Source organism: Deinococcus carri (genome assembly GCF_039545055.1).
GTDB classification, from domain to species: domain Bacteria; phylum Deinococcota; class Deinococci; order Deinococcales; family Deinococcaceae; genus Deinococcus; species Deinococcus carri.
Window position 1 is genome coordinate 43,199 of sequence record NZ_BAABRP010000016.1, and the last position, 14,965, is coordinate 58,163.

Annotated in this window: 10 protein-coding genes; 1 reads left to right on the forward strand and 9 read right to left on the reverse strand. The window is 71.1% G+C overall.

The window, feature by feature from the left end:
• The first annotated feature begins 33 nt into the window (after positions 1-33).
• Positions 34-1,458, forward strand: a complete 1,425-nt coding sequence (locus tag ABEA67_RS15610; protein ID WP_345466919.1) for a class I SAM-dependent methyltransferase — start codon at positions 34-36, stop codon at positions 1,456-1,458.
• 96 nt (positions 1,459-1,554) lie between these two features.
• Here the strand turns inward: ABEA67_RS15610 and pta are convergent, their stop codons facing one another.
• The 9 genes from pta to ABEA67_RS15655 all read right to left on the reverse strand — a co-directional run bounded on the left by pta (position 1,555) and on the right by ABEA67_RS15655 (position 14,959).
• On the reverse strand, positions 1,555-3,648 hold the full coding sequence (pta, locus tag ABEA67_RS15615) for a phosphate acetyltransferase (protein ID WP_345466921.1): 2,094 nt from the start codon (positions 3,646-3,648) through the stop codon (positions 1,555-1,557).
• A gap of 93 nt (positions 3,649-3,741) precedes the next feature.
• Positions 3,742-4,938, reverse strand: coding sequence for an acetate kinase (locus tag ABEA67_RS15620; RefSeq protein WP_345466923.1), 1,197 nt, complete (start codon positions 4,936-4,938; stop codon positions 3,742-3,744).
• A gap of 44 nt (positions 4,939-4,982) precedes the next feature.
• Positions 4,983-5,294: a hypothetical protein gene (locus tag ABEA67_RS15625; protein ID WP_345466925.1), complete on the reverse strand. Its 312-nt coding sequence runs from the start codon at positions 5,292-5,294 to the stop codon at positions 4,983-4,985.
• Positions 5,291-6,295 (reverse strand): hypothetical protein, encoded by a 1,005-nt coding sequence (locus ABEA67_RS15630; protein WP_345466927.1) that lies wholly within the window; start codon positions 6,293-6,295, stop codon positions 5,291-5,293. The genes ABEA67_RS15625 and ABEA67_RS15630 overlap by 4 nt, the downstream gene beginning before the upstream one ends.
• On the reverse strand, positions 6,292-10,056 hold the full coding sequence (locus tag ABEA67_RS15635) for an eCIS core domain-containing protein (protein ID WP_345466929.1): 3,765 nt from the start codon (positions 10,054-10,056) through the stop codon (positions 6,292-6,294). Before ABEA67_RS15635 ends, ABEA67_RS15630 begins: the two co-directional genes overlap by 4 nt.
• Before the next feature lie 49 nt (positions 10,057-10,105).
• Positions 10,106-10,546 (reverse strand): tRNA (adenosine(37)-N6)-threonylcarbamoyltransferase complex ATPase subunit type 1 TsaE, encoded by a 441-nt coding sequence (gene tsaE, locus ABEA67_RS15640; protein WP_345466931.1) that lies wholly within the window; start codon positions 10,544-10,546, stop codon positions 10,106-10,108.
• Positions 10,547-10,558: 12 nt separating this feature from the next.
• A complete protein-coding gene (locus tag ABEA67_RS15645) occupies positions 10,559-12,520 on the reverse strand; it encodes a hypothetical protein (RefSeq protein ID WP_345466933.1) in 1,962 nt (653 codons plus the stop codon).
• Positions 12,521-12,569: 49 nt separating this feature from the next.
• Positions 12,570-14,243, reverse strand: coding sequence for a hypothetical protein (locus ABEA67_RS15650; RefSeq protein WP_345466935.1), 1,674 nt, complete (start codon positions 14,241-14,243; stop codon positions 12,570-12,572).
• Positions 14,240-14,959 carry a roadblock/LC7 domain-containing protein gene (locus ABEA67_RS15655; RefSeq protein WP_345466937.1) on the reverse strand — a complete coding sequence of 240 codons (720 nt, stop codon included), beginning with the start codon at positions 14,957-14,959 and terminating at the stop codon, positions 14,240-14,242. Before ABEA67_RS15655 ends, ABEA67_RS15650 begins: the two co-directional genes overlap by 4 nt.
• Positions 14,960-14,965 lie beyond the last annotated feature (6 nt).

Genomic DNA, 14,965 nt, shown 5'->3' on the forward strand with positions numbered 1-14,965 from the left:
CGGCTAGGGCGAGCGGCTTAAGCTCCGGGCACCATGTCAGCCTCCTCGCGCGGTGGTCAGGCCCAGGGCCTTCTTTCCGGAACGGGTCGGCGGATGGCCTGGACGGCGGCGGCCGGGGTCACAGCGGCGGCCCTGGTCGCCCGCCGGCAGCGGCAGGCGGTCCCCACCCCGGCGCAACTCCGCGCGGCGGCGCTGGAGGTGCTGGAGGCCGCGCTCCCGCAGAAACGCGCCTTTGACGTGCAACTCTGGGACGGCACGGTGCTGCCCGCCACCTCGCCCCCCACCCGGGCGCGGCTCGTCCTGAACAGCGAGCATTCGCTGGGCCGGATGCTGGGCCTGCCGCTGGACCTCGCGCTGGGCGAGGCGTACCTGCGCGGCGACTTCGAGATCGCGGGGGACGTGAGCGTGATCGCGGGTCTCACGGAGGCGTTTGACACGCCCCTCACGGCGGGACGGCTGGCGCGGCTGCTGGGGGACGTGCAGCTTCTCCGCCGTAGCGCCGGTCCCGCGCCCCATCCCGTCACCGCGCAGCTCCACGGCGAGCGCCACACCCGCGAGCGCGACCGGGAGGCCGTCACCCACCATTACGACGTGTCCAACGACTTCTACCGGCTGTGGCTGGATCGCCGCATGGTGTACTCCTGCGGGTATTTCCCCACGGGGGCCGAGACGCTGGACCAGGCGCAGGAGGCCAAGCTGGAACACATCTGCCGCAAGCTGCGTCTGAGGGAAGGCGAGCGTCTGCTGGACATCGGCTGTGGCTGGGGCGGCCTCGCCCTCTATGCGGCGGGGCACTACGGCGTGGAGGTGCTGGGGGTGACCCTCTCGGAAGCCCAGCTTCGCGAGGGCCGCGCGCGGGTGGAGGCGGCGGGCCTGGGGCACCTCGTCCGGCTGGAGCTGCGCGACTACCGCGACGTGCTGGCGAGCGGCGAGGGGACCTTCGACAAGATCAGCAGCGTGGGCATGGCCGAACACGTGGGCCGCCGCAACATGCCGGGCTACTTCCGCGCGGCCTACGCGGCCCTCAAACCCGGCGGCCTGATGATGAACCACGCCATCGCGGCGGGCACCCGCAGGACGAACCTCCCGGCCTGGCTGGGCACGCTGTATTCCGGCAACTTCAACCAGAAGTACGTCTTTCCCGACGGCGAGCTGCTGCCCCTCTGGGAAACCCTCCAGCACGCTTCAGCGGCCCACTTCGAGGTCCGCGACGTGGAGAACCTGCGCGAACACTACGCCCGGACGGTGGCCGCCTGGTCCCGCAACCTCGAAGCCCACGCTGACGAGGCCCGCGCCCTGGTCGGCGAGGAACGCCTGCGCCTGTGGCGGCTGTACCTGGCCGCCTGCGTGACCTACTTCGCGGGCGGCCACCTCGCCATCTTCCAGAGCCTGCTCGCCAAACCGGATGGGGTCGGGCGAGCGGGGGTGCCGCTGAGCCGGGGGGACGTGTATCGGTGAGTGGTCAGTAGGAAGTGGTGAGTGGGGGCAGAGGCAAAAGCCAGAGCTTCCGCCGCGCTTTTTCCACTCACTACTGACCACTTCCCACTAACTCCCCTACGTGGCCTGAATCGCCGTCAGCGCAATCGTATACACGATGTCGTCCACCAGCGCCCCGCGCGAGAGGTCGTTCACGGGCTTTCGCAGCCCCTGGAGCATCGGCCCGACGGCGACCACGCCCGCCGCGCGCTGCACGGCCTTGTAGGTGGTATTCCCGGTGTTGAGGTCGGGAAAGATGAAGACGGTGGCGCGGCCCGCGACGGGGCTGTTGGGGGCCTTCTGGCGGCCCACGCTCAGGACCGAGGCGGCGTCGTACTGGAGGGGGCCGTCCACCGGGAGGTCGGGGCGGCGCTCGCGCACCAGCCCGGTGGCGACCTTGACCTTTTCCACGTCGGCCCCCGCGCCGCTCTCGCCCGTCGAGTAACTCAGCATGGCGACCCTCGGCGGAATACCGAAGGCCTTCGCGCTGTCTGCCGACTGGATGGCGATGTCGGCCAGTTCCTCGGCATTGGGGTTGGGGTTGATGGCGGCGTCGCCGTACACCAGCACCTGCTCGGGCATCAGCATGAAGAAGATGGAGGAGACCAGCGCGGTGCCGGGGGCCGTCTTGATCAGCTGCAGGGCGGGCCGCACCGTGTTCGCGGTGGTGTGGACCGCGCCCGACACCAGCCCGTCCACCTCGCCCAGCGCGAGCATCATGGTGCCCAGGACGACCGTGTCCTCCAGTTGCGCCTCGGCCATCGGGGCGGTCAGGCCCTTGCTCTTGCGGAGTTCGACCATCGGCGCGACGTAGTTGGCGCGCACGCTGTCGGGGTCGATGATTTCCAGCCCGTCGGGGAGGGTCAGGCCCTGCCCCTCGGCCACCTGGCGGACCTTCTCGGGCGGGGCCAGCAGCACGGGGCGCGCGATGCCCTTTTCCACGCAGCGAATCGCGGCGCGCACGGTGCGCGGTTCGTCGCCCTCGGGCAGCACGATGCGCTTGTTTGCGGCGCGGGCCTTCTGGATCAGCTCGTAGCGGAAGGCGCTGGGGGGCAGGCGGCGTTCGTCCCCGGTGGGGGCACGCAGGCGGGGAGTGAGCGGCACGGTGTCCAGCCGGTCCGCGATGAAGTCGATGGTGCGCTCCATGCGTTCCAGGTCGTCGTGCGGCACGCGGGCATCCAGGCGCGAGAGGCGCGAGGCGGTGTTGTAGGAGTTCGTCTCCACCCGCAGCACCGGCAGCGTGCTGGTCAGCGCCGCCCGGCACAGCCGCTCGATCGACGCCTCCGGGGCACTCGCGGACGTGAACAGCAGCCCCGCCAGCGGCACCCCGCTGAGGTGCGAGAGGGCCGCCGCCATCACCACGTCCTCGCGGTCGCCGGGCGTCACGACCAGCGCGCCGGAGGTGAAGAGGTCGGCCATCTTGGGCACGCTGCGCGCCGTGACCACCGTGCTGATCACGCGGCGCAGCGCGGCCTCGCCCTCGTTGAGGACCTCGGCCCCCAGGTGCCGGGCCACGTCCAGCGTGCGGGGGGCGGCCAGGGCCGGGGACTGCGCGATCACGCCCAGCAGCGGCAGCTCGCCGCTCGCCAGGACGCGGCTGCGGGTGCGCAGCTCGGCCAGCAGGCCCCCGAAGTCCAGCTCCAGCGGCGCGAAGTTCAGCACGTACCCGGCCAGCCCCGAGCCGTCGCTGCGGCGGTAGGCCTGCGCGGCGATTTCCAGCTCGTCGGCCAGCGTGGCGGGTGTGACCCCGGCGAGGCTCGACACCAGCACCACGTCCGCCTCCAGGTTGCGCGCGAGGCTGGCGTTCAGCGGCCCCGCGTACCCGTTGCGCTCGTTCAGCGCGAGGCCCTCCGCGATCAGCACGTCCGCGCCGCCCGTCACTCCGGCGGCGGCCTGCCGGGCCAGGGCGATCACGCCCTCCATCAGCTCCTCCTCCTGCCCCAGGCTGAGCTGCTCCTCGGCGGAGGCGAGCGGAATCGGGTCGGGCGTGACCACGTGGGCCAGCGTGCGGGCGAAATGCACCGAGTCGTCGGGGGCCGTTTCGTGCGTCTGGGCGATGGGCTTCAGGAAGGCCACCTTGAGGCCCTGGCGCTCCAGCGCGCGCAGCAGCCCCAGCGCGGTGCTGCTGAGGCCCACGCCGTTGCGGGTGGGCGCGACGAAGAGGGTTTTCATCGGGAGGCTCCTTCGGAGGGGCTGTGGGTTGTAGGCCGTGGGCTGTGGGGGCAGGGGCGGCAGCTCAGGCTCCAGCGCCGCTTTTCCTCCAACCTACAACCCACGGCCCACCACCTTCACAACCTCCGCCGTCTCGCGGGCGATCATCAGCTCCTCGTTCGTGTTCACGACCAGTGCGGGCACGCTGTCCGGCCGGGTGATCAGGCCCCCCTGCCCCCGCACGGCCCGCTCATTCGCCGCCTCGTCCAGCCGGAAGCCCAGCAGCCCCAGCCGGGCGAGGGTGGCGGCCCGCACGCCGGAGCTGTTTTCCCCGATGCCCCCGGTGAAGACCAGCCCGTCCAGCGTGTCCAGCGCGGTCGCCATGCCTGCGACCGTCTTAGCGAGGCGGTAGACGAAAATCTCCACCGCCAGCCGGGCCTGCTCGTTCCCGCGCCCGGCGGCCTCCTCCAGCTCGCGCATGTCGTTGGTGAGGCCGGACAGCCCCAGCAGCCCGCTTTCCCGGTTCAGCGCCGCCGTGATCTGGGTGAGGCTCAGGCCCGCCTGCCGCGCGAGGTAGTCGGGCAGACCGGGGTCCACGTCGCCGCTGCGGGTGCCCATGACCAGCCCCTCCAGCGGCGTGAGGCCCATGCTGGTGTCCACGCTGTGCCCGCCCCGCACGGCGGTGACGCTGCACCCGTTGCCCAGGTGCGCCGTGACGAGGTTCAGCCCGGAAGGGTCGCGCCCCAGCAACCGCGCCGCCTCGCCCGCCACGTACTCGTGGCTGATGCCGTGAAAGCCGTAGCGCCGCACGCCGTGCTGGGTGTACCAGTCCGTCGGCACGGCGTAGCGGTAGGCGACCGGGGGCATGGTCTGGTGAAAGGCCGTGTCGAAGACCGCGATCTGCGGCAGGTCCGGAAACGCGGCCTGCGCCGCCTCGATGCCCGCCAGATTCGCCGGATTGTGCAGCGGCGCGAGGGGCACGCAGGCGCGGATGACCTCCAGCACCTCCGGCGTGATCAGGACGGGTGTGCTGAAGCGGTCGCCGCCATGCACGACCCGGTGGCCGACCGCCCGCACCTCCCGCCGCAGCCCCAGCGCGTCCAGCTCGGCCAGCAGCACGCCGAAGGCTTCCGGGTAGCTGCCGTGCGGCAGTGGGACCGAGACCCGTTCGCCCTCCCGGTCCACCCGCACCGCGGCCAGGTCGGACCCCAGCCGCTCGGCCAGACCCGCGAGGGGCATCTCGCCCGAGTCGGGATTCAGCAGCGCGAATTTCAGACTGCTGCTCCCGCAGTTCACCACCAACGTCCACATGAGGGCATTCTGGCGCAAGCGGGGGCGGGGGTTACCGGACCGGTTCAGCTCTGGCTGGCGGTCTCCGGTTCGGCCTCGCCCCGCAGATACTCCACAATGCCCTCCAGGTCGCCGGGCGTCAGGTTTTGCAGTAGCCAGTCGGCGTCCACCTCCTCCCCCCTGGCCCGCGGGTTCAGAATCGCGGCCAGCGTCTCCAGCAGCCCGCCGATCAGGTCTTCCTCATCCTGGGCACTCCCCGCCTCGGCCAGCCGCCGCTCCTCGGCCAGCGAGAGGGGCACGGACGCGAAGCGCAGGTCGTTGATCTCGAAATCGGGGCGCTGGCTCACCTGCTGGCCGAACTTGACGGTGGGGGTCATGGGGTCTCCTTGTGAGTGGGCTGAATGCCGGGCTGCGGCTTCTTGACGCTGTGGTCAAACCAGGGCGCAGTCTGGGGATTGAAGTCAAAGTGGAACCACTCTGTGTAGTCGATCAGGGCGTTGTAGACCTCTTTCAGGCAGTATTCGAAAATGGGAACGGCGTTCGTGCCGTGTGACAGGGTGATGACCATGCTCATCTCGTGTGTCCCATTCGTCTTCGGGTCCTGGGTAAGGGCCACAAAGTTGCGCACGCGCGGGTATTTCCTTTGAATATCGAGATGCAGCTTGAAGAGCAGAAGCTGCATCTCTTCGTCCTGCTGCATGTACTTGACGTAATCCCCTGCACCAAAGCGCAGGAGAGCATAGTAGAGCCACTGCTCCTGCATCACGCTGCAGAGGGCCGAACCCATCCAGTAGGTCTCTTCCTTGTAGCCCCCGTGTTCGAGCTTGGTACCAGGAGGAGCGAGAGGTCCACTCAGCCAGGTCCAGAGTGCCAGTGCAACAGATGGAAGACGTTTCCCACCAACGTAAACGTCGCTTTTTCTATCAAGGGCTATCCAGTTGCTGTTTTCATAAAACAGCTTGGCACTGTTAAAAATCAAACGGATACACTCTACCTGGTTGTACTGCCCGTGAATATAAGCAAGGCCATCAGCAAGATATTCCTGTTCCTCGAAATCGATATCGTAGTGGAACTGGGTGAACCGGGCACAGTAATCCGTCCAGCCATGATAGGCAGCCCAGGTGCGGGCTTTTTGTTCATCCGTGAAGGGTAAGCGGAAACGAATCTGGAGCCAGTCGTCTTCCGGATCATCGAGAGCTTCGGCGGTCAGGCCGTCATAGATGAACTTTACCCAACCGGCGCGTTCTTCCAGGATGGTGACGGCGTATTTGGGGTCGTGCAGGAAGGCCTGTACCACTTCCCACGGTCTCCCGTAGACCTCCGGCACCTCTTCCGGTTCCGGCGGCTCACGGGTCCATAGGCGCTTCAACCAGCTCATCGCTTCTCCTCTTCCCGCCTGTTCGTCTGGGCGGCCTCTTCCTGGGGCGGCTCATAACCCAATTCATTGGTCACGGTCGTGGAACCGTATCCCGCGATGGCTGCCAGGGTCTTCACTTCGCGGTCGAACGGGGCGAGGGGCATCAGGCGGCCCCCCAGCATCTCCGGGATCAGTCCCGTCGCCGCAGTAAAGGCGTTCTTGCCCACGTCGCCCCTCACCTTGTCCAGTCCGGCGCGGGCCTGGCCGGAGGACGGCAACAACGTGTCGCCCTGTTTATAGGCCGAGGCTGTCCCGACCACGAAAGTTTTGAAGACTTCCTCGCTGAGCCAGCCGCCCGCCAGGCTGGCGGCCCCGGCGGCTCCCCCGCCCCGGTAGGCCGCGTTCAGGGCGCTGCCCTTGCCCCGCACGTCGGCCCACATCTGTTTTGCGCCCGTCCCGTAGACGCGGGGGAGCTGACCCAGCCAGTTCTGCTGCGGCTCGAAGCTCGTTACGCGCGGCTGGATCAGCTGCCGGTGCGTTTTCACGACCTGGGACATGAACCTGCCACTGGCTGTCCGCCGCGCGTATTCTTCCGCCATCTCCCTGGTCACGCGGGCGCTGGCGGCCCGGCGTGCGGCAGTCCTGGAAAGGGTCTGGCCTGCCGCCGCTGCTTCATTCCGCATGGCGCGCGCGGCATGGCTGACCAGGCCATGGTTGGCGCGCTGGAGTTCCTTACGCCAGCCCGCTGCCAGCGCCGGATTGACCGCAATCGTGTTCTCGATTTCGCGCCCCAGCCGCATGGCCCCCATCGGTCCGGCCGACCCCAGCCACTGCCCCCGAACCTCCTCAGCGACCTCATGGCCGACATGAGAGACGTAATTCTTCATGCTGGCAAGAGTGCGCTCGGCGGCATCGAAGACGCGACCCGTGAGGGAACCCTGGGAGACATAAAGGCCGCGGGCCTGTAGGCTACGCCGTACTTCCAGTTCGCTGGCTGCGGTTTGACGGCGTAGATTCTGCCACCCCCGGCTCATTCCGGCCTTTACCCTCAATCCACCCACCGCCAGCGCGTCCCTCATCTCCTCAAGCTGGCCTCGCGTCCACTTCCGTGCCTGACCTGCCCGTTGGCCCAGAGCCTTCAGGGCGGGGCTGCGGTTCACGAAGCCTTTTACGCCACCCACCACGGTGTTCTTGATGGCCTTCCAGCCCTTCCCGGCCACCCGGCCTGCCCGCGCGGGCCATGCCGACAGCCGGCGGAGATGGGCAGAGACGTTCGCATCGAGGGCGTGGAAGCCGCGTCCCAGGGCGCTCTGACTCAGCCTCCGGCCAGCACCTGACAGGACGGGCCTGACGTATCTGCCCGCGGCGACTTGGGTGAGCCTGCGCCCCCGGGTGAGTGGCCGGGCCACCGTCGCGGCAACGCCGGCCCCCCTGGCTCTGGCGACCAGAGCCAGGGATGCCGCCGCCTGGGTGGCAGCGGGACTGAGGGCCTTCAGGGCCTTTCCGCCGACATTTAGAACAGGGCGGGCGACTCCCCGGGCAAGCCCGCCCACGAGTTTGGCCGCTGGGCCAAGGGCCACGCCCAGAGCGCCGTCGGTCAGCAGGCTCTTGGCCGAGATGTCCTTGTTCCACTTCTTGCCGCGCAGCGCGTTTTCCACGACCTGCCCAGCGGCTCCGCCCAGCGCTCCCGAGGCGAAGAGGGCCGCGACCAGGGCGGGACCGGCCAGACCGCCGGTGGCCGCTGTCAGGGCCGCCGCCCCGGCAATCACGGCACCACCCACGACGATGGCCGTCCCCACCTTGGCCACCTGAATCCCGGCCTCCTTCAGGAAAGCGGCGGCCCTTTGCACCCTGGGGCTATTCTTGATGGCTCGGACAGTGCGAGCGACGCTGCTCATGGTGGCCCGCCCCTTCTTGACCAGTTCACCCCATCCCCTGGTGGCCTGCTGCTGGGCTGCGGCGGCCGCCTTCTTGATGCCAGTTTTGGCCTGCTCGTACAGGGCCTGCGTGTCAGCCCTGGCCCGCTGCCCCAGGGCGCTTGCCCTGGTTCGGAGGTGGTCGGCAGCTGCCTTCACCTTCTCGGCCGCCTGGGCAGCCGCCCCGCGCACATCAAAGGTCGCGGCCTGGTGAGAGGCCGCCCGAGCCAGGCGGGCAACCCCAGACTGGGAGACGGCGTGCCCGGCCCGGTGAATAGTCTGGGCGGTGAGGGCTGCCAGGGCAGAGGCTTGGTTCTTCAGCCCCGCTTTGACCTGCCGGGTGGTGGCCTGGACCCTTTGCCGTACGCCCGTTGCCGCCCGTGTCACCAGCGTCCCGGCCCCGCGAGCTGCGCCCTGGACCCTCTGCTGCACTGCGGCTGTGACCCTCCCGGCGTCGGCCTTGACCTGGGCCGCGATCTGCCGCGCGGCCTGGATGGCCGGTCTGGCCGCGGCCTCGGCCTGGTGAATGGCGGCCTGCACGGCCCGCTGGGCGTTTTCCTTCACCCGCTGGGCTGACCCGCTGACTGCTTGCACCGCCCGGTCCTTGACGGTCTGAATGACCTTGAGGGGATTGGGCCAGCGCTGAATGGCGGGGGCACTCCGCTGGGTGGTCTGGGACAGAGCCGCCAGCCGGGCCGCCGATGGGACAGTTCGTGCCCCGGGCTGGCGTCCAGGACGCCCCGCATGGGTGCCGAAGCGGGGGCCGGCAGGCCGGTTCGCCAGCCGCGCGCCCAGTTCCCTGGCTTCCGCCTCCAGACCCGCGTCCGGGTCCACCCCCGACCCTACCCGCCCCAACGCCTGCTGCTTGACGTGCGTGGCCTCGTGCGCCAGCAGTTCCAGGCCGCTGCGGGTGTTCGGGTTGAAGGTGCCCCGCCGGAAGTAGATGTCGGCTCCGGTGGTAAACGCCACGGCATTCACGCCCTTTGTCAGTTCGTCCGCCTCGGCGTCGTCGTGGATGCGCACGCGACTGAGGTCATGGTTCAGCCCCGCCTCAAGCTGGCGCTGGACCGCCGCCGGGAGGGGCGTGCCTGACCCCCGGCGTGCCTGGATGCGCGCGCTGACGGGCTGCGCCGCCTCCTGCTCCAGCCCCGCCAGTTGCCGCTGCACCGCATACAGTTGCAGGGCCGCCGCGTCCTGGGTCTGCTCAGCCTCTTCCCGCTGCTGGGCCTCGGCCACCGCGCGTTGCAGGCTGGGGCGCTCGCCCGCCGGCATCAGCGACAGCGCGACCTGGGCCACCTGGCCACTGATAGGGTGCCGTTGCAGGTTGACCAGGTGTCCGGCGTACTGGGCGTACCGTTCCTGCGGAGCCTGCCGGTCTTCCCGGAAATTCCGGGCCAGAGTCTGCGCCACCTGGCGTTGCAGGGAGCTGAACTGCGCCGACTCCGCCATCGTCAGGCGGCGGTTCTCGATCTGCTCGGCCTGAAAGCGCATCACCGTGACCCATTCGGCGGGCGTGGCAGGTCGCCGCGGGGGCCGTGCGGGCAGGGCGTGGTCCTGCTGCCGCTGCTGGGCCATCGCCAGCGCCTGTTCCGGAAGGTCCTGGGCCAGCTCCGCCGCCTGGTGCTCCAGCGAGGCGCGCTGCTCTCCCAGCCGCGCCTCCTCGGCCGCGCGCAGTTCGGTTGCCCGGAAGACCGGCTGGACCACCTGCTGTTGCCGCTCGGGCAGGCGGCGGGTGTGCTGCCCGAGCACCAGCGCCTCGTGGGCGAGGGACCGGACCGCGGGGGGCGATTGGAGGCGGACCACGCTGGCAGGTCGGGCGAATGTCGGAGACGGCTGCGTGGTCTTCCTGTTCTTCGGCTCGAACATCTGTTCCTCCCTGGGCTGCGTTCAGCATAAGCCAGGGAAGACCGGCTGTTCAGCGCAACCGGGTCACCCGCCGCACCTCCGGCTCGCCCGCCACATGCTCCAGCCGCAGGACAGGCGCGTGCGGGTAGTCGGCATAGAGACCCTCGCCCCACTCAATGACGCTCAGGCGGCTGCCCAGCATCAGTTCCTCCAGGTCCATCTCGTACAGCTCGGCCACGTCGCGCACCCGGTAGGCGTCCACGTGCAGGAGGCGGCCCGCCGGGGTGGGGTAGGCGTGCATCAGGGCGTAGGTGGGGCTGGTCACGGCGTCCGCGAAGCCCAGCGCCTGGGCCAGCCCCTGCGTCAGCGTGGTCTTGCCCGCCCCCAGCTCACCTTCGAGGAACAGCGCCGCGCCCGCGGGCAAGGCCCGGGCCAGCGCCGCCCCGAGCGCGCGCTGCTCGTCCTGGCCGCGCAGCAGGCGGGACTCACCGGGGAGGAGAGGCAGGGTCATCTTGCCCGCAGGCTAGCGCCGGATCTCGCCCGTTGCCAGCCAGCCGCCCACCCGGTCCTCCAGGGCGGCGGCATTCGCGCCGCGCGCCAGCCGCCAGCCCCCCGCGCCGTCCTGCCGGGCTGCCCAGGCCACGCGCCCATCCTCCAGCCGCACGGTCTGGAGGCCCAGCAGCGTGGCCTGGGCCAGCAGGGCGGCCACGCCCAGCACCGCCGGATCGGCCCGGCCCGCCGTGATCTCGCTGCCCTGCACCCGCCAGGTGTCGTCGGGAAGGTCGGATGCTGCGGGGGGGGCGGCCGGGGCCGCCGCGCCGAACAGCCCGCCAGCCGCGTCCCCGCCCGCGCCGCCCCCGAAGTCGAACACGTTCAGCAGGCCGCTGAGGGCGTCCGCGCCGAAGCTGGCCGTGACCTCCTGGGCGGCCTGGTACTCGGCGTGGGCCTCGGCCAGCAGGGCCTCGGCGTCCGTGAGGGTCTGGGCGTAGCGTTCGCGGGCGTCGGCCGACATCGGCCCCAGGCGGCGCTGGGCGCGCAGCGTCTCGGCCATGCGGCCCAGTTTCTGGGTGGTCTCGCCCGCCAGGTGCCGCACCGTGTCGTACTCGCGGATGACGGAGTCGGCGCGGGCGTCGAAGTCCTGACGCTGCTGGGCCGCCTCGCCCATGCGGCGTTCCAGGGCGGTCCACAGGGCCTCGGTGTCCACGCTCTCGCCGCGGGCCAGGGCCTCGCGGGCGGCAGCGAGCTGCGGGGCCAGGTCCCCTGCGGCCCCCGGCACATCCCGCGCCGCGCGCTCGACCTCGGCCAGTTCGCGCTGCCCGGCCAGCAGGCGGGCCGCCGCCCCCGGCGTCGCCTCCAGCGCGGCAAGGGTGCCGTGCAGGTCGCGCAACTCGTCGGTGGCGAGGCCGCCCCCAGCCAGGGTCAGCCGGACCACGTCCAGCGCCACGCGCGCCTCTTCCAGTTCGGGGCTGGCGGGCAGGTCGGCCAGCCGGGCCTCGATGCCCGCGAGTTCCTCGCGCTGGGTCGCCAGCACGGCGTCGCGGGCGTTTTCCAGCTCCATGCGCCAGGCGTTGACCGTCTCGGCCTTGACCGTACCGCTGGCATGCTCGCCCCGCACGGCGCGGATGCGGGCTTCCAGATCGGGGCGGGCGCGCACCACCGGCCCGAACTCGCGCGCCAGGTCGGCCAGTTGCCGGGTCACGTATTCCTGTTCCAGCGCCAGCACCCGCGCCTGCGCCTCCGGGTCGAGGGGAACGGGCACTTCACCGCTGCTCAGGGGCTGCACCACCGACGACTCCAGCAGCTTGCGCAGCGTGAAGGTGATGTTGCGCGCCCGCTCGACCTCGGCGGGCAGCAGCACGCCCTGGCCCTGCGCCTCCTCGATCTGCGCGATCAGGCTCTCCAGGCGGCGCACGTCCTTGCCGCCCATGCCCTGCACGCGCCGGAAGGCGGCCTGAAGCTCGGCCAGGTCCTGCGCCTGCGCGACCAGCCCTTCTTGCAGCCGGCGCTCCATCAGGGTGATCAGGTCCTGGCCCTCGCGGAGCAGCGGCGTGATGTCCTGCCCGGCCTGAAGCTGCTGGCGGGCCACTCCCAGCACGCCGCGCAGCCGCTGCGTCTCGGGCCAGTCGAAGTACAGGGTAAAGCGCCGCGCGCCCTCCTCCAGCCCGGTGAGCTGCTGCTGCTCGCCGCCGTCCGGGGTGGGGGCGGGGGGTGGCCCGGCCTCCAGCAGCGCCGCGATCACGTCCGACACCCGGCGCTTGGCGAGGGCGGCGGGCACGCTGAGTTGCAGCCGCTTGAAGACCTCGCGCTTGAGAATCTCCTCCAGCATGGCGGGGGTCAGCGTTTCGGGCGTGAGGCCGCGGGCCTGCGCCGCGTCCTGCAAAATCCGCTCCAGCGCGCGGGGCGAGACCAGATCGCCCAGCATTCGCACCGGCAGGCGGTACAGGGCCTCGGGGGCGGCACCAGCGGAAGGAGGCCCGCCCGTCACAGGCCGGCTCCGGGTTCGGCAGCGGAGGGGTCACAGAGGCAAAGGGAAGTCATGACAGTTCCTCGTCCCAGTCCAGGCTGGGCTGGGCGGCGGGGCTGGCGGCGCGCTGGCGGCCCAGCAGGCCGAACTGCACGCACAGGCCCCAGAAGCCGTAGGAGGCCAGGCCGATGGCGAGCGCCGTGAACAGCGCGCGCAGGGGCAACCCGTACACGCCCTGCCACAGGGTCAGGCTGGGGGCCGCGCGCAGGAAGGCCACGCCGCTCAGGTCGCCCACCCAGCCCAGGAAGCCGAAGACGCCTTCCAGAAAGACCGGCAGCAGCAGCAGCGCCAGCGCGGCGGTGATCGCGCGCCAGTAGGGATTGCGGCCCCCGAAGGCCAGGTTCAGCAGGTACAGCGGCACCAGCCCCAGCAGCGCCAGCAGCAGGAACACCACGGCGCGCAGGCTCCCGCTGAAGGTGCGCGCCACGCCCGCCGACAGCGCGTCCACGGTGCTGTGCCCCTGGCCGGTGACGCTGGCTTCCACACCGCCGAACTCCGCCAGCAGCGCCTGCACGTCGCCGGGCCGCAGCCCCCGCCGTTCCTGCGCGGCGGCCAGGTGCTGCCGGAAGGTGTCGTAGCCCGCGGCCGTGCTGATGGGGGCGGGCAGCCTGCCCAGCAGGCCAGCGGCGCGGCCCAGCTCTGCCCGGCCCGTCTCGGGGTCGCCGTGCCCGGTAGCGGTGAGCGCCCGGCCCAGCGCCGCATACACCGCGTCCACGCGGCCCTGTTCGGAAGGAACGGGGGTGCTGGCGGCGGCTGCGGGGCTGGCCGGGGCAGTGGTAGCTGGTGTGGTGCTGGCTGGTGTCGCCGCGGCAGGTCCCGTGTTCGTGGCGGGGACGGCAGGCTGGGTGGACGGCGGGGTGCTGGAGGTGGTCGGTGCAGGCTCGCTGGGCCGGGCTGTGGCCCGAACGGCAGGCGGCGTGGCGAGCGCGCCGGCCAGCGTGGCGGTGCCCTGCCGCAGGGTCCGCAGCGAGGTGGTCAGCGCCGGGAGGTCGCCCGCCGTGAGCTGCCCCAGCGCCGTGCTGAACTGCTCGACCTTCAGGTTCCGCGCGCCGGCGTCCTGCACGACCGTGAACCAGCCGGTGGCGCGGGCCAGGTTGACGTAGGCCTGCGGGCTGCGCTCGGGCCGGGTGGCGGCCAGCGCCGCGCTCACCTTGCGCGTGGCCGCCCGCTGGAGTCGCCAGGCGACCCGTTCGAGGTGCCCGGCGCGGGCGTCGCTCAGCAGGGCGGACGCCGGGGCACCCGTCAGGCCGAACTCCTGCGCGAGCAGCCGGACCTGCGCGCTGCTCCCGCTCCCGCTCCCGCTGTTCGCGGGTGGCTGTGCGGGTGACGGTGCCCCGGCGAGCTGGCCCATCGTCTGGTCGTACAGCGCCTTGCGCATCAGCCCGCGCGCCAGCAGCACCTGCGCCTGCACCTCGGCGGGGGTGCGGGCCAGCGCCGCGCGTGCCCCGTCCAGCGAGGTCCGCAGGCCGCCCAGCAGTTGCTTGTTCTGGAGGGTCGGGGCCAGCGTGCCGTAGGCAGCCTCGGCGCGGTCGAGGTCGGCCAGGGTCTGCTCGGCGCTCGTGGCGCTGTGACCGGCAGCGGCCTCCAGGCTTGAGGCCAGCGTGCGGTAGGCGCTCAGGTCCTGCGCGCCTGCCGTTCCGGCGGCCAGACCCGCCAGCAGCGCCAGCGTGCCCAGGCGCTTCACGCGGCCCCCCGCACCTGCTGGAGTTCGGCCAGCAGGCGGCCGATGTTCACCTGCGGTCCGGCCACCACCGCCACGCAGTAGGCCCCCAGGGGCCGCATGCAGATGGTCTGGGTGCCCATGTCCACCGACATCAGGTTCAGCGAGCGTTTCTGGAACAGCAGGGCGGTCGCGGCAATCACGCTGCTGAGGTTGGTGGCCCCCGCCAGCGCCCGCTGACGCAGCACCTCACCGCTCGCGCGGCAGACCATCACGCCCTGCACGCCCTGCATGCGGCCCAGGTCCTGAATCAGGGCCTCCTGGCCGCTGGCACTGTCCAGGGCGTAGTGTCGCAGCGCGGGGGCGGCGGTGTACTCGGGGTCGTCGAATTCGAAGTCGTCGGCGCTGAACTGCGGCTCGTCCTGCCAGCGGGTGTCGCCGCCCGCCTCGTCCCAGGCCGCCAGCGGGGCCGTGATGAAAAGGGTGGGGGCCTTGGGGTACTGCTGCTGGAGCTGCATGGACATCGCCCGCAGCTCGGCGCGGGCGCGCGCCTGGGGCAACACGCCCGACAGGCGGGCCAGCAGGGGTCCGGACAGCACGCGCTGCATCTCTGCGGCGTTCACGCCCTCGGGGGTCAGCCCCTGCTCCCGCAGAGCGGCGCGCAGCAGGGTTTCAGCGGCACGTTCGGACACAATGCCGGACAGGGCGCGCACGATCAGGGTGTACACGGCATTCGTCATGGGAAA